General features: G+C 39.8%; 23 protein-coding genes. 7 read left to right on the forward strand and 16 right to left on the reverse strand.

Features of this window, described 5'->3' with window-relative positions; genetic code table 11:
* Nucleotides 1-199: 199 nt before the first annotated feature.
* The 4 genes from P5G49_RS09135 to P5G49_RS09150 form a co-directional block, all read right to left on the reverse strand.
* Nucleotides 200-979, reverse strand: coding sequence for a class I SAM-dependent methyltransferase (locus P5G49_RS09135; RefSeq protein WP_301243256.1), 780 nt, complete (start codon nt 977-979; stop codon nt 200-202).
* Nucleotides 976-1413 carry a BrxA/BrxB family bacilliredoxin gene (locus tag P5G49_RS09140; RefSeq protein WP_301243258.1) on the reverse strand — a complete coding sequence of 146 codons (438 nt, stop codon included), beginning with the start codon at nt 1411-1413 and terminating at the stop codon, nt 976-978. The genes P5G49_RS09135 and P5G49_RS09140 overlap by 4 nt, the downstream gene beginning before the upstream one ends.
* Before the next feature lie 23 nt (nt 1414-1436).
* Complete coding sequence (locus P5G49_RS09145; RefSeq protein WP_301243260.1) at nt 1437-2567, reverse strand: conserved virulence factor C family protein; 1131 nt, start codon at nt 2565-2567, stop codon at nt 1437-1439.
* A 145-nt stretch (nt 2568-2712) separates the two neighbouring features.
* Nucleotides 2713-4599 (reverse strand): ABC-F family ATP-binding cassette domain-containing protein, encoded by a 1887-nt coding sequence (locus P5G49_RS09150; RefSeq protein ID WP_301243262.1) that lies wholly within the window; start codon nt 4597-4599, stop codon nt 2713-2715.
* Between the two features lie 362 nt (nt 4600-4961).
* On the opposite strand from P5G49_RS09150, the gene P5G49_RS09155 reads away from it, so the two are divergent.
* Complete coding sequence (locus P5G49_RS09155; protein ID WP_301243264.1) at nt 4962-6455, forward strand: peptide MFS transporter; 1494 nt, start codon at nt 4962-4964, stop codon at nt 6453-6455.
* A gap of 142 nt (nt 6456-6597) precedes the next feature.
* Entirely contained in the window at nt 6598-7614 is a 1017-nt protein-coding gene (locus P5G49_RS09160; RefSeq protein ID WP_301243266.1) for a DUF1646 family protein, read from the forward strand.
* Between the two features lie 55 nt (nt 7615-7669).
* On the opposite strand, the gene P5G49_RS09165 is transcribed toward P5G49_RS09160, so the two are convergent.
* Both P5G49_RS09165 and P5G49_RS09170 read right to left on the reverse strand, forming a co-directional pair.
* Nucleotides 7670-8644 (reverse strand): proline dehydrogenase family protein, encoded by a 975-nt coding sequence (locus P5G49_RS09165; RefSeq protein ID WP_301243268.1) that lies wholly within the window; start codon nt 8642-8644, stop codon nt 7670-7672.
* A 141-nt stretch (nt 8645-8785) separates the two neighbouring features.
* The gene (locus P5G49_RS09170; RefSeq protein ID WP_301243271.1) at nt 8786-10231 is read right to left on the reverse strand and encodes an amidase; all 1446 of its coding nucleotides are present in this window, start codon (nt 10229-10231) and stop codon (nt 8786-8788) included.
* Between the two features lie 449 nt (nt 10232-10680).
* On the opposite strand from P5G49_RS09170, the gene ilvA reads away from it, so the two are divergent.
* Nucleotides 10681-11952: a threonine ammonia-lyase IlvA gene (gene ilvA, locus P5G49_RS09175; protein WP_301243273.1), complete on the forward strand. Its 1272-nt coding sequence runs from the start codon at nt 10681-10683 to the stop codon at nt 11950-11952.
* Nucleotides 11953-12012: 60 nt separating this feature from the next.
* Here ilvA and dacB read toward each other — a convergent pair whose 3' ends face one another.
* Nucleotides 12013-13494, reverse strand: coding sequence for a D-alanyl-D-alanine carboxypeptidase/D-alanyl-D-alanine endopeptidase (gene dacB / locus P5G49_RS09180; protein WP_301243275.1), 1482 nt, complete (start codon nt 13492-13494; stop codon nt 12013-12015).
* A gap of 190 nt (nt 13495-13684) precedes the next feature.
* Nucleotides 13685-15109, reverse strand: a complete 1425-nt coding sequence (locus P5G49_RS09185) for an NAD-dependent succinate-semialdehyde dehydrogenase (RefSeq protein WP_301243277.1) — start codon at nt 15107-15109, stop codon at nt 13685-13687.
* 165 nt (nt 15110-15274) lie between these two features.
* On the opposite strand from P5G49_RS09185, the gene selD reads away from it, so the two are divergent.
* From selD to P5G49_RS09200, 3 genes are read left to right on the forward strand one after another with little or no spacing between them, the layout of a single operon-like run.
* Complete coding sequence (selD, locus tag P5G49_RS09190) at nt 15275-16324, forward strand: selenide, water dikinase SelD (RefSeq protein ID WP_301243279.1); 1050 nt, start codon at nt 15275-15277, stop codon at nt 16322-16324.
* Nucleotides 16325-16348: 24 nt separating this feature from the next.
* Entirely contained in the window at nt 16349-17398 is a 1050-nt protein-coding gene (gene mnmH, locus P5G49_RS09195) for a tRNA 2-selenouridine(34) synthase MnmH (protein ID WP_301243280.1), read from the forward strand.
* A 60-nt stretch (nt 17399-17458) separates the two neighbouring features.
* Complete coding sequence (locus P5G49_RS09200) at nt 17459-17611, forward strand: hypothetical protein (RefSeq protein WP_301243281.1); 153 nt, start codon at nt 17459-17461, stop codon at nt 17609-17611.
* A gap of 36 nt (nt 17612-17647) precedes the next feature.
* Here the strand turns inward: P5G49_RS09200 and P5G49_RS09205 are convergent, their stop codons facing one another.
* Together P5G49_RS09205 and P5G49_RS09210 are read right to left on the reverse strand one after the other, a co-directional pair.
* Nucleotides 17648-18934, reverse strand: a complete 1287-nt coding sequence (locus P5G49_RS09205) for a purine/pyrimidine permease (RefSeq protein WP_301243282.1) — start codon at nt 18932-18934, stop codon at nt 17648-17650.
* A 79-nt stretch (nt 18935-19013) separates the two neighbouring features.
* Nucleotides 19014-19724: a DUF421 domain-containing protein gene (locus P5G49_RS09210; protein WP_301243283.1), complete on the reverse strand. Its 711-nt coding sequence runs from the start codon at nt 19722-19724 to the stop codon at nt 19014-19016.
* 154 nt (nt 19725-19878) lie between these two features.
* On the opposite strand from P5G49_RS09210, the gene P5G49_RS09215 reads away from it, so the two are divergent.
* Nucleotides 19879-20361, forward strand: a complete 483-nt coding sequence (locus tag P5G49_RS09215; protein ID WP_301243285.1) for a general stress protein — start codon at nt 19879-19881, stop codon at nt 20359-20361.
* 73 nt (nt 20362-20434) lie between these two features.
* On the opposite strand, the gene P5G49_RS09220 is transcribed toward P5G49_RS09215, so the two are convergent.
* From P5G49_RS09220 to P5G49_RS09245, 6 genes are all read right to left on the reverse strand, one after another.
* A complete protein-coding gene (locus P5G49_RS09220) occupies nt 20435-20653 on the reverse strand; it encodes an LPXTG cell wall anchor domain-containing protein (RefSeq protein WP_301243286.1) in 219 nt (72 codons plus the stop codon).
* Between the two features lie 20 nt (nt 20654-20673).
* On the reverse strand, nt 20674-21300 hold the full coding sequence (locus P5G49_RS09225) for a Type 1 glutamine amidotransferase-like domain-containing protein (RefSeq protein ID WP_301243287.1): 627 nt from the start codon (nt 21298-21300) through the stop codon (nt 20674-20676).
* A 55-nt stretch (nt 21301-21355) separates the two neighbouring features.
* Nucleotides 21356-21694 carry a hypothetical protein gene (locus tag P5G49_RS09230; protein WP_301243289.1) on the reverse strand — a complete coding sequence of 113 codons (339 nt, stop codon included), beginning with the start codon at nt 21692-21694 and terminating at the stop codon, nt 21356-21358.
* 19 nt (nt 21695-21713) lie between these two features.
* Nucleotides 21714-22253: a hypothetical protein gene (locus tag P5G49_RS09235; RefSeq protein WP_301243291.1), complete on the reverse strand. Its 540-nt coding sequence runs from the start codon at nt 22251-22253 to the stop codon at nt 21714-21716.
* 82 nt (nt 22254-22335) lie between these two features.
* Complete coding sequence (locus tag P5G49_RS09240) at nt 22336-22776, reverse strand: hypothetical protein (RefSeq protein WP_301243293.1); 441 nt, start codon at nt 22774-22776, stop codon at nt 22336-22338.
* A gap of 160 nt (nt 22777-22936) precedes the next feature.
* Nucleotides 22937-23302 carry a hypothetical protein gene (locus tag P5G49_RS09245; protein WP_301243295.1) on the reverse strand — a complete coding sequence of 122 codons (366 nt, stop codon included), beginning with the start codon at nt 23300-23302 and terminating at the stop codon, nt 22937-22939.
* Nucleotides 23303-23305 lie beyond the last annotated feature (3 nt).

Raw genomic sequence — 23305 nt, forward strand, 5'->3', positions numbered from 1 at the left:
TTTCATTGTACAATAAAACTGAACTTATTTGTGAGGTTTTATGAAGGAGGTTTTTATAAATGGATGTTCAATTACTAATGGGAATCGGAATGCTCGTTCTCGTCCTTTATTTAAGCTCGTTGAATTTTACTCATTGATCACCAAAAATGTTTTCGTAGTCAATAAAGCCGTCGACTCTAATTTGAGTCGACGGCTTTATTTATTTGGATAAATGCCCAAAATGGAATTTTGTATTTGGGCGTATTTCACGGTCAAGTTTGAATCGTTCAAAGACAGGCGAATCGTATCTTTCCTTCACAACTACGCGTCGCTTGCATACTCTGAATGCCTCTTTCATCCATTCCTCCGTTAAAGCAGTATGCACTCCTACCTGTCGAAGAGGCGTGAAATTGGAAGATTCCTCAATTGGGGCGTGAAACATCGGGTCGATATACACTACATCCCATGAACAATCTTCCTGAGTACGAAGAAATGCAATCGCTTCAGAATGAATCACTTCAATACCTTTCATAGCAACTTTTAGTGTTTCCGAGTCAGTTTGGAATTTCCCAAGTCCAATCTTTGTTAGAAAAGCTACGGACGGATCTGCTTCCAAACCAGTACACTTTCCATTTTCCCCTATTATATAGGAAGCGATTATACTATCGGACGCTAGTCCTAAGGTGCAATCTAAAAATGTATCGCCTCCTACCAATTGACTTGCGTCAATAAGCGGATCTGTTTCACCTTTAAGTATTCTTTTTAATCGAAAAGCGGCGGAATTTGGATGAAAGAAAAAAGGTTGGTCCATTCCTATTCGAAAAAGTTCATAGCGTTCTTTTCCTGCAACGAGAATATCGGCATCAAATTCACTTTGCATTCCTGAAATTGATCGCTTTTTTCTTTCCACTACGGGATACGTCAATTCATCACTTGCAGACTTTGCTAATGCATATGTCGTCTCATCGGGCCTTCCGGCTGTCGTGATGATTGTCGTCACTTCTTACAAACTTGTTCAAGTACACCTGTTAGGTGATCCTTGATCTGTTCCATATCGGTGTTCTCGATTTCTTCCCTTGGTATGAAATTCGCTAATGATCCATCTCTCCACACAGCAATGGAAGGCGAGCTCGGTGGCACTTCCGGGAAGAAATCCCTCATCATTGCAGTAGCTTCTTTGTCTTGACCAGCGAATACCGTCAATAAGTGGTCAGGTTTTTCAGCTGAAGCGCTTAAGGCTTCTCTAACGGCCGGGCGAGCAAGTCCAGCCGCACATCCACATACAGAATTTATAACAATAAGCGCAGTTCCCTTTAATGAATCCATTGTTTCTTGCACTTCTTCAGCGGTTGTCAATTCTGTAAAACCGTTTTGAACCAATTCTTCACGCATCGGTTTAACGATGCCCCTCATATATTCATCGTACGCATTCATCTAAATAATCCCCTCTCAATTTGTTATTCGACAGAACTCTCGCGTAGCTCTGTCATTTGTTTCCAGATAGATCCTTTAGCCTCTTCTCCTTCTTCAATTCGGGCTATTGCCATCCGGACTTGCAACTTCACTTCAAATTCTGGATCATCCTCGGCAGCATGGAGTGCAGGCAACGATTTTTCTGTACCCGTTTCATATAGAAACATAGCTGCACGCCAGCGCACAAGTTTATTTTTATCCTTTAACAATTCGATTGCAGCATTTTCAAAACCTACAAATCCGAGGTCACTCATACAATCTCCAGCTGTTCTTCTAACAGCCCAGCTTTTGTCTTTCAATGCTTTTTCCACATAAGGAATAACAGCCTCATCCTCGATCATACCAAGATATACAGTTGCGAGGCGGCGAATTGACATTTTTTCATCTTCCAATGCCTGCTCAAGTAATGGTAAGTCAGTAATATCTGGGTCGGACATCTGGTCGATCAACTGAAAACGCTTTTCCCATTGATCTACATTGAATTGTTCAAGAGTTACTTTTTGTCTTTCATTTACTCTGTTTTCTTCACTGTTTGTCGATTGCTGGATAATTTCCTGTAATCGTTCTTCAGGATATGCGGCTTCTACTTCAAGGACAACTGTTTCTCCAATTTTCTGCTTTTCCCCGTAACGGATACCGTAATCCGCCCATTTCCGCAATAGGATATAGTTTTCAACTTCAGCGCTATGAACTTTTTCCATCGCATTTTTAAACCGTTCACTTAAACCGAACCGTAATTCAGAGTTACTATCAAAAACTTTTACTTGCAAAGGTATGTCTTTATAGGTTTGGACATGAACATATACCTCGCCGTAATGTTCATCTGAGGCTTGTTCAGTAATGTCGGCCTCGACATCCTCTTCATTGAAGACTCGTTGCACTTCAGAAAGAATATCTTCCCAAACAACATTGCCGATCCGTTCTATAGCCATGAAGTTCATGACATGATAAATACCTTTAACCCCTTTTATGCCAAGTATCTCTGACACTGGATGTGGGGCTGTTTGGGCGTCTTCTTTCTTATAATTATGGCTCGTTCCCATTGGCAATTCTTCATCCACAATGATTTTCATGGAATTCGGACTTGGTGTTGGTTCAATTGTAACAATTTTCATCAATTCCCACTCCCTTTATTATCATCTAGCTTCGGGCGCCAGAGGCTCGGGGTCATAAGTCAAAGCTGCTCTGTGGCAAAAAACGCCACGCCGCATCTTCGCTTTATGCCTGTCGCCTCTAAGCAGGCGCCCTCCGCTTTTGTTATTATTCAGCAATTTCTTGCAAGTAGGTCCACCGTTCTATCAAGCGCTCATATTCCGTATTCAGGTTATCAAGTTTTTTAGTCAAGTCACTAACCCGATCATAATCCGCGCCCGATTTCATCATTTCAGCTTCGATTGCCCCAATTTCCTCTTCGATTTTCTCAATATCGGATTCAATGGTTTCCCATTCTCTTTTCTCGGAATACGTCATTCTCTTTTTCGCCTTTTCAGGTTCGGCAACTTTATGGATGGGTGCATTTTTCTCAACTATTGGTTCATCTATTGTTGTTAATGACTTCTCTTCCAAGTAATCGGTATAAATGCTATACAGAATTTCAATATTGCCTGATCCATCCAAGGCCCAAAGTTTCGTTGATGTCCTGTCTAAGAAAAATCGGTCATGGGAAATCGTCAGAACTACTCCGGGAAATGTATCGATGAATGACTCTAATACGGATAATGTCTCAATATCCAAATCATTCGTCGGTTCATCTAATAATAGGACGTTTGGCTGCTCCATAAGCAACTTTAAGAGGTAAAGGCGCTTCCTTTCACCACCGGACAGCTTCCCGATTGGTGTACCATGTGATGATGTTGGAAATAGAAATCGTTCTAACATCTGTGTCGCAGAGATCCGAACTCCATTGCTATCCTCAATATCATTAGATGTTTCACGTATATATTCGATAATCCGCTTATTTTCCTCCATTGCCGGAAGTTGCTGATGGAAATGAGCGATTTTTACAGTGGATCCCATCTCGATAAAACCGCTATCCGGCTCCATTTCTCTTGCAATTAATTTCATCAATGTCGTTTTCCCGGCGCCATTCGGTCCGACAATTGCAATACGGTCTCCCGATTGCAAAAGACAATTAAACCCCTCTATGACTTTTCTATCCCCATAGGACTTGGAAACTTCATGAAGCTCAATCACTTTTCGACCAAGGCGGGATGTTTTCAACGCAACATCCATATTAGCGGAAGTATTATCCTTCTTCACCTTTTCCTCAAGTTCTTCAAAACGTCCAATACGGGCCTTCTGTTTTGTTGATCTCGCCTTAGCTCCTCGTCTGATCCATTTTAATTCATTCCGGTATCGGTTTCGATTTTTCGCGTCAGTCGCTTCTGCCATTTCTTCGCGAATCGCTTTTGACTCCAAATAATCAGCGAAATTTCCAGAATGAGCGTAAAGTGTTTTGTCTGCTAACTCATAAATTTGAGTAGATACGGCGTCCAAGAAATAGCGATCATGTGTGATGAAAACGACCGCCGCTTTTTCGTTTTTCAAATAATCCTGCAACCAAGTGATTGACTGCACATCAAGATGGTTCGTCGGCTCGTCTAACAACAATAGGTCAGCCGGTTCAATAAGTACTTTAGCCAACGAAACGCGCTTCTGTTGACCTCCCGATAGCTCCCCAATCCTTTTTTCAAATGTATCGATCCCTAATTTCGTAAGCACCATTCTTGCTTTGGTGTTCAAATCCCATGCCGAGCGTGCATCCATCTCATTTTGCATTCGAGAAAACCGCTTCTGGTTCTCTTCAGATAGAGGATCTTTCTCTAATGCAGAAAGTGCATGCTCATATTCCAAATTCAGTTTAATAATTGGTGCTTCTGACATAAAGACAGTTTCCATGACGGTCTTATCTGGATTGATATTTGGAACTTGGGGTAAATAAGAAATCGTATAGCTATTCGGGTGCTCCATCTTCATCGAGTCTGATTCTTCTGTTCCAGCAATAATCGAAAGAAGTGTCGACTTTCCAGTTCCATTGATCCCGATCAAACCTACTTTCTCTCCTTGGACAATTGTAAACGAGACATCTCGGAATAACGTCTTTTCTCCTACGCTTTTTGTAAGCTTATCAACTATTAATTGGCTCATGATAACACATCCATTTCTACAAACTGCCTACTCTAATGATAGCTCATATTCGCGGATTTTTGAATTCGATCGCTCTGTACTGTCGAATTGTCGGAAAGTGGTAGATATTCATTTCGCGGAAATCATCCCATCAATCAGTATCACCTTCGTTTCGATGGAAATGATAAGAGAGTGGGTATATAAAATTTTCCGAATCAAAAGCGAATTATTAAATATATAAATATAGCTTTATTCTACTAACACTAATGTCTGAAAAAGCAGTATCATCATGCTAAATACACATTTTAAATATACTAATATTATTTTTGACAATGTAATTAATTTATTTATATAATAATGAAATATTAAGGAGGCAATCTCAAATGGCGAATTTAACTAAAGAACAAATTGTTGAAAGCGTTCCCCAAAAGGGATTTTTTGGACATCCTAAAGGATTGTTCACATTGTTTTTCACTGAATTTTGGGAACGTTTTTCTTATTACGGTATGAGGGCAATCCTTGTCTTCTATATGTACTACGAAGTTTCAAAGGGCGGCTTAGGGATAAGCGAACCGACCGCACTGGCAATCATGTCACTTTACGGCTCACTTGTCTACATGTCAGGAATTATCGGTGGATGGCTGGCAGACCGTATATTCGGCACATCGAAGGCCGTATTCTACGGTGGGATCTTTATTATGTTTGGACATATCGTTCTAGCTTTTCCTGGCAACCTTACAATGTTTTTCATGTCCATGATATTGATCGTCATAGGTACTGGACTATTAAAGCCAAACATTTCAAGTATTGTGGGAGACATCTATGCAACTGACGATACACGACGTGATTCCGGCTTTAGTATCTTCTACATGGGTATTAATATGGGTGGTTTTTTAGCTCCCTTAACTGTCGGTACAATCGGATTGGATTATAACTTCCATCTCGGATTCAGCCTTGCAGCAGTCGGTATGTTCGTTGGACTTGTCATTTTCCTTGTCACGAAGAAAAAGAATTTAGGTTTAGCTGGTACGCAAATCGCAAACCCGCTTAGCCCTGCAGAACGGAAGCGATTTGTCAAAGTTCTTATTATTGCTATTATTGTTTTAGCCGCTCTTCTGTTCATTACCATTCCCAATGGATGGTTAACATTTAACTCATTCATCGCACTCGTTGGTATTTTAGGATTTTTGATACCTTTCTCTTACTTCTTAGTCATGTATAGAAGTCCGAAGACAACGGCAGATGAGAAGTCAAGAATCATTGCTTATATTCCTTTATTTCTAGCTGCAGTCATGTTTTGGGCAATTGCGGAACAAGGGTCTACAATCCTTGCTCTTTATGCAGACAAACGGACTGATTTGGATGCATTTGGGTTTCATATATCACCTGCTTGGTTTCAATCGTTAAATCCATTATTCATCATTACAATGGCACCGGTATTTGCTTGGCTTTGGATAAAATTAGGAAAACGGCAACCTTCAATCACCCAAAAGTTTTCATTAGGGATTTTGTTCGCCGGCCTATCTTTCATCATAATTCTTTTACCAGCATATTTTGGTGGAACTGACACATTAGTCAACCCATTATGGCTTGCATTAAGTATTTTCGTTCTTGTTATAGGTGAACTATGTCTTTCTCCTGTCGGATTATCTGCTACTACTAAATTAGCGCCTGCTGCATTCTCTGCTCAGACGATGAGCCTGTGGTTTTTATCCAACGCTGCTGCTCAAGCATTAAATGCACAAATCGTAAAGTTTTATTCTGATAAAACGGAAATGATGTACTTTGGTATCATAGGTGGCGTTGCGATTTTCTTAAGTATAATCCTTTTCGCACTATCCCCTATCATACAAAAATTCATGAAAGGCGTGCATTAAGCCATCCGTTAAAAGCATGACCATTGCGGTCATGCTTTTTTCGTTTAAAGAAACGTATTTTCAGAAATAAGTATTTCTAAAAATAGTATTAGAATGGTATGATAGTTGTATTAATTCAATTAACTGAAAGAAGGAAATGGCCATGATTGTAGGGTTATCGATTATTTTGGTGATGGTCTTATTTTTACCTTTCACCATTCCTTTAATTGAACGTAATTTGGAAGCATTCCTATTCACTATGGGAATCGCTGCTGTATTAATCAGCGGTGTCTTGGACAGAGCTTTGATACTTAAAGCACTTGAAGATCCAATACATATTACCCTCGCAGTCATCATTGCGGGATTATTGTTCAAATGGCTACAAAAACCCTTCGAAAAAGGGATTAAGGGAATTAGCCGTACAATCCCTTATAGGTTATTTCTCGCCCTTGTCGTTATCATACTTGGAATTGTTTCCAGTGTAATCACAGCCATTATCGCTGCGATTGTTTTAGTAGCAATTGTAAGTGTATTGGAACTCGATCGTAAATCGGAAGTAAGGTTTGTAATCCTTGCGTGTTACTCAATCGGAATGGGTGCAGTATTGACGCCAATCGGGGAGCCACTTTCCACAATTGCGACAAGTAAATTGGAAGTAGATTTCTTTTATTTATTAAGATTGATCGGTCCCGATATTTTACCAGGAGTTATAGCATTTGGGATTTTGGCAGCTATCATGATCAAACCATCCAAAAGGAATTTCGGATTGAAGGCAAATCATGGAAAAGAATCATTTATTGACATTCTGATCCGTGGTTTCAAGATTTATTTATTCGTCATGGCTCTAACTTTATTAGGAGCAGGTTTTGAACCATTCATCGAAAGGTTTTTATTGGGACTGAGCCCATATGTCCTTTACTGGATCAATATGATTTCAGCCGTACTAGACAATGCAACTCTTGCCGCAGCGGAAATCAGCCATGAGATGGATGAGCCAACAATTAAAGCAATCCTTTTAGGTCTTCTTATCAGTGGAGGAATGCTTATTCCTGGAAACATACCTAACATCATCGCTGCAGGGAAGTTAAATATTAAAAGTGTCGAGTGGGCCAGATTCGGTGTTCCCATAGGTCTTATCGCAATGGTTATTTACTTCGTAATAATCGTGGTATTCGGTTAAAGTAAAAAAGCGGTCTGTCACGATTTTTCCGTGACGGCCGCTTTTTTGGTTATTTTTATTTTCTCTTTTTAGTTAAACGACCTAACAGGAACGCACCTGCCGCAAGACCGATCATCGTATTTGTTTCTTTAGTGAATACTTGTTTTACAACAAGGTTCATGTTTTGTGGTCTTTCAGCGAGACGGCGCATGAAATAGCCATACCAATCTTGTCCAAACGGTACATATGTACAGAAGTTATAGCCTTCCTTCGCCAATTCCAGTTGCATTTCCTTTCTAAAGCCGTAGAGCATTTGAAATTCAAATTTTTCGTTTGGTATATTATTTTCTTTAACAAATTGTTTTACATGATTGATGACATTATGATCATGCGTAGCAATTGAAGTGAATTTACCGTTCAATAAATGCCATTCAATCAACTTGATATAGTTTTTATCAATATCTTGTTTATCTTGATATGCATTTTCTGGAGACTCTTTATAAGCTCCCTTTACAATTCTTAGACGGTAATTTTTATGTTTATGCAAATCTTCTTCCGCGCGGAAAAAATATGCTTGAATGACCGTTCCAATGTTATCGTAGTTAACGGAAAGCTCATCTAACAAGTTGAATGACGGTTGGAGACGTGCGTAATCTTCCATATCGAAGTTGACGAAGATTCCATATTTATGTGCCGCGGAAACAATCTCCTCAACGTTCTCTTTGCAGAAATCATAATCAATGTCCAAGCCTAATTGAGATGGCTTTAATGAAATATGTGCATCTACACCGTTTTCATGGATTGCTTCAATGACAGCTATGATTTGATCTTTTGCAGCCGTCGCTTCCTCTCTTTCATACACAAATTCGCCTAAGTTATCAACAGTACAAGAAATGCCATGTTTGTTCAATTCTTTGATACTTTCTATTGTCTCAGCAATATTCGTTCCTGCTACTACATTTTGCGCGCCTAATTTTAATCCGTATTTTTTCGCTGCGCTATTCAAAAACTGGTTCTGAGAAAGTCCGATAAAGAAGTCTTTTAAGATCATATTCATTACTCCTCTAGAATAATTATTTTTCCAACATGAATTATAACATAGCATGCATTGTTGAACACTTATTAAGTATAATGAAAGGAAAAATTATTCACAACAAAAAAAGTGCCCAAATAATCTTGGACACTTCTTTTATCAGTCCGCTCTTTTATACCCGTCAAATTCCTTTTCAATTAAGGAGCCGAGTTTAAATATCGCATCTTCGTTACCATTTTTTCCAATGATTTGAACAGCAATAGGCATCCCGTCTTTATCCGAACCCACCGGCACTGTTAAGGCGGGAAGTCCCCATGTATTTGCATAGGCTACGAAAGGCATGTATTTCAAAAACGTTTTTCTAATTGAAAAAATCTCCTTATAGACAGCTCCGTGCAGAGGCGCAGCCGTATGATAGACTGGCATAATTACCAACCGACCTTCCAAGTATTCGTCTAAAATCGCATCACCATTTTTTATAAGATGATTAATTTCATTAATTCGCTTGGCGGATGGTTTGAAAAGGGATGCACCGATTAAAGCCCATGATAAATAGCGGTGAATAGGCGCATTTTTCATCGTTTTTTCTTTCAGATAAGCAGCGTAAGGATTTCCAGATTTTTGATCAAATGCAATCTTCCTTGTAGATTCACCACCATCTATCGACATGATTTCCTGCCAAAGTAGTGCAGATTCATTAACGAGCGGAATCGGGTTATTTTCAAAATGGAATTTATTGTTTTTCAGGTGCAAATAAATTTGGTTTAACAACATTAGTGTTTCACTGGAAATAGGCTTCTCTGTCGTCCTATATACATTAACCGAAAAATCTTCAAGATTTCGTTCTTTCGGTTTATCGTCTGCAATTATGTCGTATACCAATTTCGCATCACGAACCGATTTAGAGATTGGGCCAATTCCTAACATCCGTTGTTGCAATTCGTTTTCCACATAAGGGAAACTGCCAACTTGGGATACTTGCCCTTTTCCTGACTTGAAGCCTACAACACCATTAAAATGGCTTGGGAAACGGATCGAACCACCAATGTCCGATCCAAGTCCGACAGCCGCAGCAGCTAATGCAATAGCTGCCCCTTCACCGCCACTGGATCCTCCTACTGTACGTTTTAAATCTCGCGGGTTATTCGTCCTGCCATACAATTTATTGTCTGTCTCTTGGCAAAAGCATAGTTCTGGTGTATTTGTTTTACCAAGGATAATGGCACCTTCCGCCCTTAATCTTGCAACAACTTCTGCATCTTGATTTTGTATAAGTCCCTTTCTAAATTTCAATCCACCAGTTGTTTGCATGTTTTGTACATCAAAAGACTCTTTCATACTAATCGGAACACCAAATAGAGCTCCCTCCGCCTGCCCTTTCGCCAAGTTTTCATCCGCCTTTTCAGCTTCCTTCACAGCAAATGCAAAACGGTCTTCAGTCAGAAAATTGACGGTAGGATTTTTTTCTTTTATCCGATCAATATAGATTTGAGTAGCGGTCGAAACTGAAATTTCCTTATTTCGAATCATTTTACTTAATTGAACTGCATCAGCATTTAATACGTTATTGACGTAATTATCGACCTTATTGACAACCGCCTCCATTATCGAACTCCCCCCCATTCCGAATTATCACTCTATTCATTATAATTTAAATGGGTGAAATTAACAATAGAAGCTTCTCTCCTCCAAGGAAAGAAGCTTCTATTCAGCTACATAAGATTTATGAAGATGACAAAAAGGATGATAAGGAATGCTCCTCCCAATGCTGTCCATTGCATACGATCAGGTTTCTCTGGCCTGCTATCCCATTTTTGCATGATTTCATCTCCCTTCAGTTTACTTTCATTTATATTATAAATTCCCTACTGTAATGAGTCCTAAACGAGTACCTGCTTCCTCAGTCACCAAGCAGGCTGAAGAAAACGCTTACATATTTACTGAATAGAAATTATTTTGGGATTCATTAAAATTAATTACCAATTACGAACTATTTTATGTTATTCTCTTAATTATAACTAAATTTACAGATCGAAATTAGGAGGAAAAAGTTTATGACCAAGGCAGCTTATAGTGACTCTAAATCTGTACAGGTGGAGGATATCTTGATTGCTAACCAATTCCTCAAAGATGTCGTTGTCCATACACCCCTGCAAAGAAACGAACGACTTTCCGAGAAATATGATTGCCATGTCTATATAAAACGCGAGGATTTACAACATGTCCGTTCTTTCAAATTACGTGGTGCCTTTTATAAAATCAAACGAATTGAAAATGGGGCCAGGGAAAAAGGAATTGTTTGTGCAAGTGCTGGGAACCATGCCCAAGGCGTAGCCTATGCATGTGCCCAATTAGGCATTAGCGGGAAAATCTTTATGCCGCAAACTACGCCCAAACAGAAAGTTAACCAAGTAGAAATGTTCGGAAGAAACTTTGTTGAAATCATTCTTGTTGGAGATACATTCGATGATTCATCAGTCCATGCGAAAAATTGCGCGGAAGTTGAAAGCCGTATCTTCATCCATCCATTTGACGATTTGGATATCATCGCTGGTCAAGGTACTGTAGCTCTCGAAGTGATGAATGACATCGAGGAACCAATCGATTTTATCTTTGCAAGTATCGGTGGCGGCGGCCTTATGTCAGGAATCAGCACATATATAAAGAACCTTTCCCCTGCAACAAAGATGATTGGAGTAGAGCCTGAGGGTGCTGCAAGTATGAAGGCTTCCATTGAAAACGGCGAGGTCACGACATTAAACCATATTGACAAGTTTGTAGATGGAGCGGCTGTTCAATGTGTCGGTAGTCACAACTTTGAAATATGCAGAAAATATGTTGATGAGATTGTAAGTATTCCTGAAGGCAAGGTATGTACCGCCATTTTAACCCTTTATAACGAACATGCAATTATCGCTGAGCCTGCAGGAGCACTCCCAATCGCAGCACTCGATTTCTATAAAGATCAAATCAAAGGGAAATCTGTCGTTTGTGTCATTAGTGGAGGGAATAATGATATTGGTCGCATGCAGGAAATAAAGGAAAAATCGCTTTTGTATGAAGGCCTACTCCATTATTTCATCATTAATTTCCCGCAACGGGCGGGCGCATTGAGGCAATTTCTTGATAATGTATTGGGTCCAGATGATGATATTACAACATTTGAGTATACGAAGAAACATAATAAGGAAAATGGTCCAGGCCTTGTCGGGATTGAATTGAAGAGAAAAGAAGATCATGCCGGTCTCTTGCAGCGTATGGAGAAAAGTGGTTTCCATTTTACGGAAGTGAATAAGGATAGTACATTATTTGAACTTTTAATATAAATACAAGAAAAGAGAATCTCGCAGAAGGTGGAATTATACCTTACGCGAGATTCTATCGTTTTATGAATTCACAAGGATTGTGGCAATCCTATCAATGATTGGAATTGCAGTCTTACTTTGACCTTGTATCAATACGGTAAAAATAAGAGTTTCCCCATGTTTATTTTGAACATAACCTGCCAACGAATTCACGTTATTCAAACTACCTGTTTTTGCAGTGACTTTCCCTTTTATGGAAGCACCTGTTAATCTATTTTTCAAGGTACCCCCAACCATTCTATCAGACATGCCGGATATCGGTAGGCCTTGAACAAAGCTTCCATACCATGGGGCGAAACGTACAAGAAAAAGTAATTCAGACAATTGTTCTGATGAGACTTTATTATTATGAGAAATTCCTGAAGCATCTTCGAACAACCATTCAGAATCATTCAGACCACTCAATTGTGCATACTCACGCATAACACGTAATCCCGTATCCCAGCTACCTTCGCCGTAAACTTGTCTCCCCATCGTTTTCGCCAAGATTTCAGCATGTGTATTATTACTTAACTTCATAAATGGCTTCATGAGGTTTTTTAATGGCATTGATTGCTTAGATGCAATGACTTTAGCGTTTAATGGTACTTGTCCTCGAATCGTTTTTGAAGAAGAGGTAAATTTGATCCCTTTGGATGCGAGGGACTTCTTAAAAACGTCGAGTGTATACGCTGTCGGATTCGAGACAGTCACCCACTGCTTGCTTCCCGCGCTTCCAACAGGAACATTACCTGTAATGACAATGTTGTTAGTCCCTTGTTGACGCTTGATGGACAGGGTGTTTTTATAGCCTTTCGGGACCGTTTTTGATTTATTGACAACTGTTACAATTGAATTGTCGGGCGTTAATGTCACTTTTGCTTTATAGCCATTTTTCGCAGGCTGCGCATTCACAATGACAGTTCCTGCATCATAATCAGTATTCGGAGAGAGAGTCAAACCTGCTATTTGCGCGGCATAGTAATAGGTCTCATCATTTTTATCAATGCCTGGCGATAATTTAACTGAGTCAAACCACGTATCATCACCAATAAGATTTCCAGTAATCTGCTTAACGCCCATTTTCGCTAAGTTGGCAGCAAATTGATCCAAATCGCTTTTCAACAGGGTTGGATCACCTTGTCCACGTAAATAAATATTACCTTTTAGAACACCTTTTGAGATGGAACCATCGGTCAATAAATCTGTACGAAAGCGATATCCCTCCCCCAACGTTTCAAGTGCAGCTGCAGAAGTGAGCAGCTTCAATGTTGAGGCAGGTGTAACTTTATTCATCCCATTAGATTGATAAATGATTTCACCTGTAGAAGCTTTCCGTACTGTAATGCTGCTATTTACGGATTTCATGGACGAATCATTCATAATAGCATTCAAACTTTTTTCCATAGACTGATAGTTACGACTTGAAGCTTGTACCATGGAATCTTCAGGAATTACCGTGAACACAGCTGCAAACGACAGAACAATGGTCAAAAGGACCATAGCAGTTTTTCTGAAAATCAATCTCTTTCCTCCTGTTTCTATGTTGTCGTTTCAAGTCTACCATTTCACAATAGATAGATAAATAGTTTTTTGATTAAAATTCATATATTAATTAAAAATATTTCTTCGTAAATATGCCAAATATGTTAAGACTCTACTAAAAAAGGGACCGTAGGCAAACGTCACTGCGATTGCCTACGGTCCCGAAATATCACTTTTCTAAACCTACCGATATATACTTAACTTCAATATACTCATCCAACCCATAATGCCCGCCTTCCCTGCCAAGTCCACTCTGCTTGAAACCGCCGAACGGGGCTTGCGGGGTAGATGGTAGACCGTCATTCAAACCGACGATGCCATATTCCAATTTCTCGCTCATTCTAATTCCACGGGATAGGTTCTCCGTGAATACATACGCGGCCAATCCGTAAATCGAATCATTTGCTCGTTTTAAAACTTCTTCCTCTGTCTTAAAAGTTGTAATTGGCGTAACGGGACCAAATGTTTCCTCCTGCATGCAGATCATATCGTCCTTGACATCCACCAAAACGGTCGGTTCGTAAAAGAGTCCGGTTTGAGGTTTCCCTCCGACAAGAAGCTTTGCACCCTTTTTAACGGCATCATCAACATGACGCTGCACTTTCTCAATTGCTTTTTCATCAATTAATGGACCAATTGTCACGTTTTCATCTAACCCATTCCCTACTTTCAATCCTTTTACTCGCTCAACCAATCGCTCAGAAAAAACGTCGGCAATGGATTCATGCACGTAAATCCTATTCGCACACACACATGTCTGCCCTGCATTTCTAAATTTCGCTGCAACGACACCTTCTACCGCCTTATCAATATCACAATCATCCATAACAATAGCAGGTGCGTGTCCACCTAATTCCAAAGAAATTTTCTTCACCGTATCAGCTGCGCCTCGCATCAATAGCTTACCCACTTCCGTTGAACCGGTAAATGTTAACTTTCTGACGCGGGTATCCTGAAGCCAAGTATCGCCAATTGTCTTCGCATCACCCGTCACAACATTAATGACGCCTTCAGGTATGCCAGCTTCTTTCGCCAATTGGGCTAATTTTATAGCGGTCAATGGTGTTTGTTCGGCTGGTTTGATAACAACTGTGCAACCCGCGGCAAGTGCAGGTCCAACTTTTCTCGTAATCATCGCAGCTGGGAAGTTCCAAGGTGTTATGACTGCCGTAACACCCACAGGTTGTTTATGGATGAAAATCCGCTTGTTGGAATTGCTTGCGGGAATCGTTTCTCCGTAAATTCGCTTGGCTTCTTCCGCATACCAGGAGATGAAACCATTTGCATAATTGATTTCCCCTTGGGCTTCCGTTAGAGGCTTCCCCTGTTCTTCCGTCATTGTTTGAGCAAGGTCCTCTAAATTTTCATTGATAAGTTTATGCCATTTAAACAAGAATTGACTTCTTTCGTACGCAGAGAGCGATGACCACGTCTGAAAAGCATCAGATGCAGCATCTACCGCAATCCTCGCCTCTTCTGCACCACCATTTGGAATGGTTGCAATTGTTTTTCCTGTTGCAGGATTAATGACATTAATTGAAGGAAGGCCACCCCCGATTTCTTGTCCGTTGATCAGCATTGAAAAAGCTTTCATCTCCCTACCTCCTTAAATGTATTTTCTTTAACAATGTACCACTCTTTTATCTATTTTTCTTGAATAAAGTGTCAAAATATAAAATCTTTAAAACTTGATATCACATGATTTTCTAATTAGTGTGCTACACTATTTTTAACAAAATATATGAAAGGCGGAAAGCCGATGGATACATCTATTCCTGTCAAATTGACATCTCTTACTACAAAAGGGGGCTGCGGCTGTAAAATAGGACCTGCTGATTTATCACAGGTTTTAGAGTCACTGCCACCCGCTCCTCTTGATCCTAATCTTCTTGTCGGTCTTGATACAAGTGATGATGCAGGCGTTTATAAACTGACAGACAATCTTGCAATCGTGCAGACGCTGGACTTTTTCACTCCAATTGTTGATGATCCATACGACTTCGGTCAGATTGCAGCTACAAATGCAATTAGTGATGTTTACGCAATGGGCGGAAAGCCGATAACTGCATTAAACATCGTTGCATTCCCCATTTCAAAACTGGACAAGAACATCCTTTCTGAAATATTACGTGGAGCTGGCGATAAACTGAAGGAAGCAGGCGTTACTCTTGTCGGCGGCCATTCGATTGACGATCAGGAGCCTAAATTCGGCCTATCGGTTACCGGAACCGTCCATCCTGAAAAGGTCCGTACGAATGCAGGAGCACAATTAGGTGACAAACTTGTTTTGACGAAGCCGATCGGTGTAGGGATTTACACAACTTCATTAAAAAACGGTGCGCTTTCAAATGATGAAATAAAACAAGTTACTACAATTATGACTACATTGAACAAGACAGCTGCAGAAGCAATGGCGAGCTATGACGTTCATGCGGCAACAGATGTTACCGGGTTCGGCCTACTTGGACATGCAACTGAAATGGCAAAAGCAAGCACTGTAGGCATTAGAATTTTTGCGAATCAAGTACCCATCCTCCCTCGCACGAGGGAACTTGCAGAAGCAGGAAGAATACCAGGAGGTACGAAAAATAACCATGCACACGTCGCAGATGCTGTACGTTATTCAATTCATATTGACCAAATCGATCAATACATCTTATGTGATGCAGTAACTTCCGGCGGATTGCTCATTTCAGTTTCATCCGAACATGTCGATCAGATGGTTGCAGAGATGCAGGAGAATGGTGTCAATGCTACTATTATCGGAGAAGTCACAGATGAGCATCCTCAAATGATTTCTGTTGAATAAGTTTAATACAGAAGGTGAAGAAAAATGTTTCGTGATATCACATTAATAGACCTTTTATCATCTCAAGAAAATGGTCCACACACACTCGTCGATGTCAGGTCTCCGTCCGAATTTAGTGAAGCAACTATTCCGGGCAGCATTAATATCCCTGTATTTTCTGATGAGGAACGAGCGGAAATTGGCACCCTATATAAACAGGTTAGCAAAGAAGCGGCCAATGAACGAGGGCTTGAAATCTTTGCGGCAAAGCTTCCCGATTTCATCAGGCAATTTAAGACGATTGAAATGCCGATAACCGTATTTTGCTGGCGCGGGGGGATGCGCAGCAAGACAGCAGCTACTGTACTCGACCTAATGGGAATCCACGCAAATCGGCTAAGCGGCGGTATCCGCACATACCGCCAATGGGTTGTGAAGGAATTGGAAAAGGAGGATTTCCCTACTGAACTGATCGTGTTGAACGGTTATACGGGTTCAGGAAAAACGCTCCTACTACAAAGATTGGCAAATGAGGGGTATCCAGTAATTGATTTGGAACAACTTGCTGGACACCGTGGATCTATATTCGGCCAAATCGGCCTTGAACCAAATAACCAGAAAAAGTTTGACTCATTGCTTGTTCGTCAAATGCAAGAAGTTAAAGATGAATCCGTCGTCTTTATTGAAGGAGAAAGCAAGCGAATCGGTAAAGTATTGGTCCCCTCTTTCCTATTTGATAAAAAAGAAAATGGGATACATGTTTTCATCCATTTACCAATCGAAGAACGTGTGAAAAACATTTTATTGGATTATAATCCATGGGATTCCAAGGAGAGGTTTGTCGAGGCCTTCGGGTTAATAAAACGCCGTATCCATTTGCCAATTGCCAAAGAAATTGAAGATAGTTTGAATGTGGGGCAATTTGAGTTGGCGGTTAAATTATTACTTGAATACTATTATGACCCTCGCTACGAATATTCAACATCTAAGCGACCGCATGAATATAACTTTGTCATCCATGCAGAGACAATAGATGATGCGTATGCTCAAATAGTAAGATTGAGTAAGACATTCGGGAAATTAATTACAAAATGAAAAAGCAGGGGCTGTCCCAAATGGTCATTAACAATGACATTTTGGGACAGCCCCATTCTTATGACGATTATTTGGAAAGTCGGCTATATCGGTCACTTACCGAGAGTTATCGGTCATTTCCCAAGATTTATCGGTCAATCTGCACGAGTTATCGGTCACTTTTGGGAAGTTATCGGTCAATTTTACAAAGTTATCGTCATTTCATTACTTTAGAACTACCAAAGTTATGATATTTCTCTCAAGCAAACCTCAATGACGCCGCTCTCTCCATAGATAAAACTGTTCAACTAAAATCGAAATGACCGTCCCGGTTATCAATCCGTTTGATAGAACAGCTGAAACTGCATTCGGCAAATCGGACATGCTTTCTTGCGGGATGAACATGATGCCTACACCAATCATCAGGCCAAGGGCAGCTACTTTATAGGCGCGTCCCTGATTTGATTCCGCAGACAACTCACGAAAGGCCATTTCCACCATTTTCGAGAAGATCGCGAATGTGACTGCGTAGGCAACTGGCGCTGGCAAAGCGGCGAACACCAACATGATTGCCGGAAAAATGGTAATGACAATAACCATGATGCTTCCAAGGATGAATGGTTTAATCGATGCAATCCTTGTTGCACCGACAAACCCGGCCGCACCGGAGATTGGAACCGGACCAATTGCCGAGAACAGACCCGCAAACAAATGGTTGATACCTGAAGCGATCGAACCTTGTTTCATCCGATCCGGCGAAGTGATTGAAAACGATTGCTTTAATAAACTCTCCATCACCCGAATGGAAGCCATCATATTGGCGGTGAGTAATAGTGTGATAAATCCAGCTGTAATAAACATCCCACTATCCCAAACCGGCATCCCGTAAACGAGAATTTGTGGAAATTGAATCCATCCCTCAAATTCAGATTGAATATCATTTGCCTTCCCGATAACTAAAAAAAGAATCCAACCAATACCAATAGATAAAAGGACAGAATATCTTGTGATCCAAGGTACTTTATGATTCATTGTAATGAAAGTAATTAAGACGACCATAAGGCTACCGAAGAATAAGAGTCCATCAATTCGGTCGCCGGAACCTTCCACTCCCAACATTCCCTTAAGAAAAGTTCCGCTCAATTGTAAAATTAGGAGCATTAGATATGTAAATGTAACGGCGGGTGTAAAGAGTGTCTTCATTTTTGTGATTAAACCGGTGACAGCTAAAAGAATAAACAAGATACCGCTGACAATCATGCCACTTTGTAATGCTTGCAACGCATCCCCACTTGAGGGATAAAGAACGCCTACCATACCAGCGTATACAACGAAAATGCCCCACCAGAGTCCAGCCGGACCTTCATTGATCGGCAAACGATGGCCAACAAATGCCTGGACTAAACAAGCAATACCAAGGACAAACATTGTCCGTTGTATGAATAGCGTAGTTTCCACAGTATCCATACCAAACACATGTGCAATGGCTATTGGGGCTGCAATGGAGGACGCAAGTAAAAAAACAGCCCACTGGAAGCCCCCAATCATATGTTTCATGAAAACACCTCGAATTACGAATCGTTTTTTTGGTTTCAAGTATAACACGTACAAATATAATAACCGAGCTGTTTATAATTCAACTCGGTTTATGGCCGTTACTATCGATAGTATCCGAATAACTTCGTATGAAGAAACCTTCAGTTTTTGACCATTCACAGTATAAAATCTCTTCGACTTTAGCGAATCCCTCTTTCAAAATACCTTCTCTTAACCATTGTTCAGATTTACCGATAGCATTCAACACTTCATCTTTTACTTCGCCCTCATCAATTAAAAGCACACTCGGCACCTCTTCATCCTTCTCAAGTTCGAGGTCGCCAATAGTAACCTGCTTGTACTTCGCGAATGAATTGATGGAAATTTGTCCACCCGGTTCGATATACATGTCACGAACCTCCCTAAGTGAAAAAATGCCTTGCTGTCGAAGCATTGTCCGAACCTGTTCCATCTCCAACTGATTTTTCTTAAAGGCTTTTAGATTAACCTTACCGTCATCAATTAACTGATCGGGTTCCCCTTTAATTAGAATACGTAGAGAATTAAAACGGGTAACCAACTTTTCAATAAAGTAGATTGAAATAGCCCATACAGCAAGAGAAAAGAGAAACATCCATATAGTAATCTTATTATCATAAAGACTCTCTTCAAGTATGCCTCCAAACATAATTAAATAAATAATGTCGTACGGTGTAATCTCGGCCAAATGTTTTTTTCCTAATAACCTGATAACCACCATAAAAGCAATAAGTCCGACTATAAGTTTTGCCCCATTCATTAAATAATCCATGACAATCCCCTCCTTGTTCAATCGATAATAAAAAATACCCGTTAATCGCTAACTTCAATCAAATTTAATTCAAGAATGTTTGAGATTGAAAGGTTCGGGTAATTTAAAGTGTAGAAATCGAAAGAACAATAACTTTACTCAGGAGGCGTATTAAATGGTACAAAGACATGTAGTAGGTTACTATGACACTGAATCAGAAGCCGTGGCAGCAATTGAGGAATTGAAGAGGCAGGGTTATAGCTCGAATGACATTTCAATCATAGGTAAAGATAAAGACCACGTTGAAAACATCGAAGATCAGACAGGAACACATGCAGCAGACGGGGCAGCTACAGGGGCTGCTACTGGAGGAGTACTTGGCGGTCTTGGTGGAGTACTTGCTGGTCTCGGCGCCCTCGCCATTCCCGGCGTAGGCCCAATTATTGCAGCCGGCCCAATTGTAGCAGGTATTACAGGTGCAGCTGCAGGGGCAGGAGTTGGCGGTCTTGCTGGAGCTTTAATTGGAATGGGTATTCCGGAAGAAGAAGCGAACCGCTATAACGAGTACTTCAACGAAGGAAAGATTCTTGTTTTAGTAGACGGGGAGTACACATACCGCGATGTTCGTATGGACTACCCGGACAATCCGTTAGTATAACTTCGAAAAGGCTGTCCCTCTTGCCCAGGGGCAACCCTTTTTTCGGTACCTGTGCAACACACAATTCAGATAGTTATGCATCTGGATAGCTCTTTCGCTTATTCTTCCTTCTACGATAAACAAACAGAAATGCTCCCACTAATAAAAGTAAGAGTATCGAAATTAATTCTGTAAGGTTAATACTATAACCAAAATCCCCCTGAAAAAACGTGCTTTTCAATGGTTCTGGTTTACTTAGCCCCAACTTTTCCCTCAATTCCGCAATTCTTTCATCCGAAATATCATCTACCATGTAAATATTCCCCCTGATACTCATTCAACGATAATTACTTCTCCGTCTTTCAATGCTTTAAAAAGTATTTTATTTTCAACCATATATTCAATAGACTTATCTATATCTTCGGATTCGGGATGATCGGATTTATAATGAGGGGCAATTACATAATCTAATAGATGCAGCCCTTCCCATATAGTTTGATGCTCATCGCCATAAGGTTTCTGATCTGGGTCGTCTGCCAAGTGAATGCCTTTTAATGTGGGCCCAAGGATACAAGCACCCGCACTATATCCCCCATATAAGATTTCTTTTTTCTCTTCGTAATACTTCTTTACAATTTCATCAAATCCACTTAACTTCATAGCCTGGGCGAGAACAAAAGTATTTCCGCCCCTCACCCAAAGAACATCATAGCGATCAAGTTTTTCTTTTAGTCCTTCCTTGTTACCGAAATACTGTTTCAAATCCAGAATATCAACCGAAAAACCTAATCTATCAAGATCCAATTTATCCATTGCATCGCTTTTATTTTTCCGTTCCAAATCGGTTGCAAAGTCCAAAGCATTGTTGATATACGCGACTTTCTTGTTCCCATCTTTAGTCATTTCTATTAGTTTTTCTGCCTCGTTCCCAATCTTATAAGACGATAAGTATAATTTCATTTTCTCCTCCTACCATAAGACTTCTTAATTTATTTTAACCTCTGTTCAACTTAAATCATTTTTCACCGTATCTTCCATTACTTATTGCTTTTCTGTACTTCCCCTCTTCCTCAATCGCTATCGCTTCATCTGTATGAACACCTTTTATCGAATAGAGCTTAGTCCCTTTCTTGTACTTGTTCGAAAAGTTTCCTGAATATGTTCCTTCCTTATCCGAATACTTTGTAACCCGACCAATCTCATCATTTGTTTCGGTTACATACTCATCGCTCACCTCATACAAATAGCCGTTCCATACAACAAAAGATGAATTCCAGTCAGCACTTGAAGAACAACCCGCAACTAATAGGAATGAAAAAACACAAATACTGAATATGAATGTTTTAACCTTCATAAGTTCACTCCTTTCAAATTCAAAATGAAAAAGACCTATAGGTGACATAACACATCAAAGTTATGAAGAAAGCCAAGGTTTCAATGTTTACAATAAATATATTTGCCTTCACTTTTGACAGCAACTTTACTCGCTTCATCAAACTCATATCTAACGCAATAAATAAATAATAAAAAATAAACAATGAAAATAGGAGCATCAAACCCGCCATCAACATTTCTCCACTTTGCCAGAAAGTAATTCCTAAAAAAATGGCCCACATACTTTTAAACACACCAAGTAGACTTTCAAATGGGTTCGTCAATGTCGCCATCATATATTCCGCGTGTTTCTCCGGAATGGAATGATCCAGATCATACTTTTGTATAAATGCTATATGACCAGTTTGAAGGACCATAGAGATAACCATCATGAATAAATAAGCCAAGCCAAAAATAGTCCCTATTATTACAGTATCGGAATCGATCAAACGAAGTAGTGCCAATGGCAAAGGAAGCCACATAGCATACATGATTGCCATCAATAGATGCAGAAAAGCGTATTCATTTCTTTCTGACATAGTCCTGTATGTAAAGGCTATTATTAAAAAAAAATACGCCAATCCACCCCAAAATTAATGTAGAACTTAACATGGCTTCCCCCTATTCCCCCTGATAACTTTTCAACTTACTACTTTGCCTTACAAAAAACAGCACAATTACTAATAAAATAAGAGCCGGAAAGATATTATTAAATAAATCCATCCAATGAAAAGACGTTTTACCAGTAAATACCGCTTTTACCCACTCTCCCTCACCCGCCTGGACAGCAATGGCAGTTTTTGTGGATATACCACTAATTTCAAAATACTCTGTTCCAATTGGGAAGTAATTTGACGCATTACCATAGTGGCTACCAGTCATTTCATGCGGCTTCGTTTTGACTTCGCCTATTTTCCTGCCAATTAAACTAGTATTTACCTTCTCTTCCGTGACTTCATAAACCTTCCCCTTCCAAACAACAAACGGGTATGCCCAACTTAAAGCTTGAACAGATGAATTAGTTAAAAGGATTATTAATAAACATAATATAGATTTCTTCATAAATTCCTTCCTTTTCTTTTGCGGTTTTGTAATGGCACGAAACATCAGGTAGACCTATTAATATACTTCCATACGCAAAAAGTAGATTTAGAATAGCGGTTTGTGAAACTTCACAAACCGCAGACCATAGTTTTTCAGATAAACTAATAAATTCGTCTTATTACTGGGAATCGTCACTAATAAAAAAATGATAATCTATCTGATTCGTAGAAACATATACAGTCACTTCCCGACTTCCCTTTAATCCTTTCACTACATAATACACTTGAGTAAATTTCAATTGTTCTTCATTTAGGTTTTTCATTTCACTTTCAGTGAGTAATCTAAGGTTCATAGTTTCGATTTTTGAAAGACCATATTCATCAAGTGCCACTTTTTCCGCTTGTTCAATGGATACTTTTGGTGTTCCGGGAGCATTTTCGTGGGAAGCATTTGGTTTTGAACATGCGCTAATCGCGATTAATGTGAAAAAAATTATTAACGCTTTTATCTTCAAATGGGGAATTTCTTTCATTTTTAATTGCACAAA

It is taken from the genome of Sporosarcina highlanderae (assembly GCF_030433715.1).
Taxonomy (GTDB): domain Bacteria; phylum Bacillota; class Bacilli; order Bacillales_A; family Planococcaceae; genus Sporosarcina; species Sporosarcina highlanderae.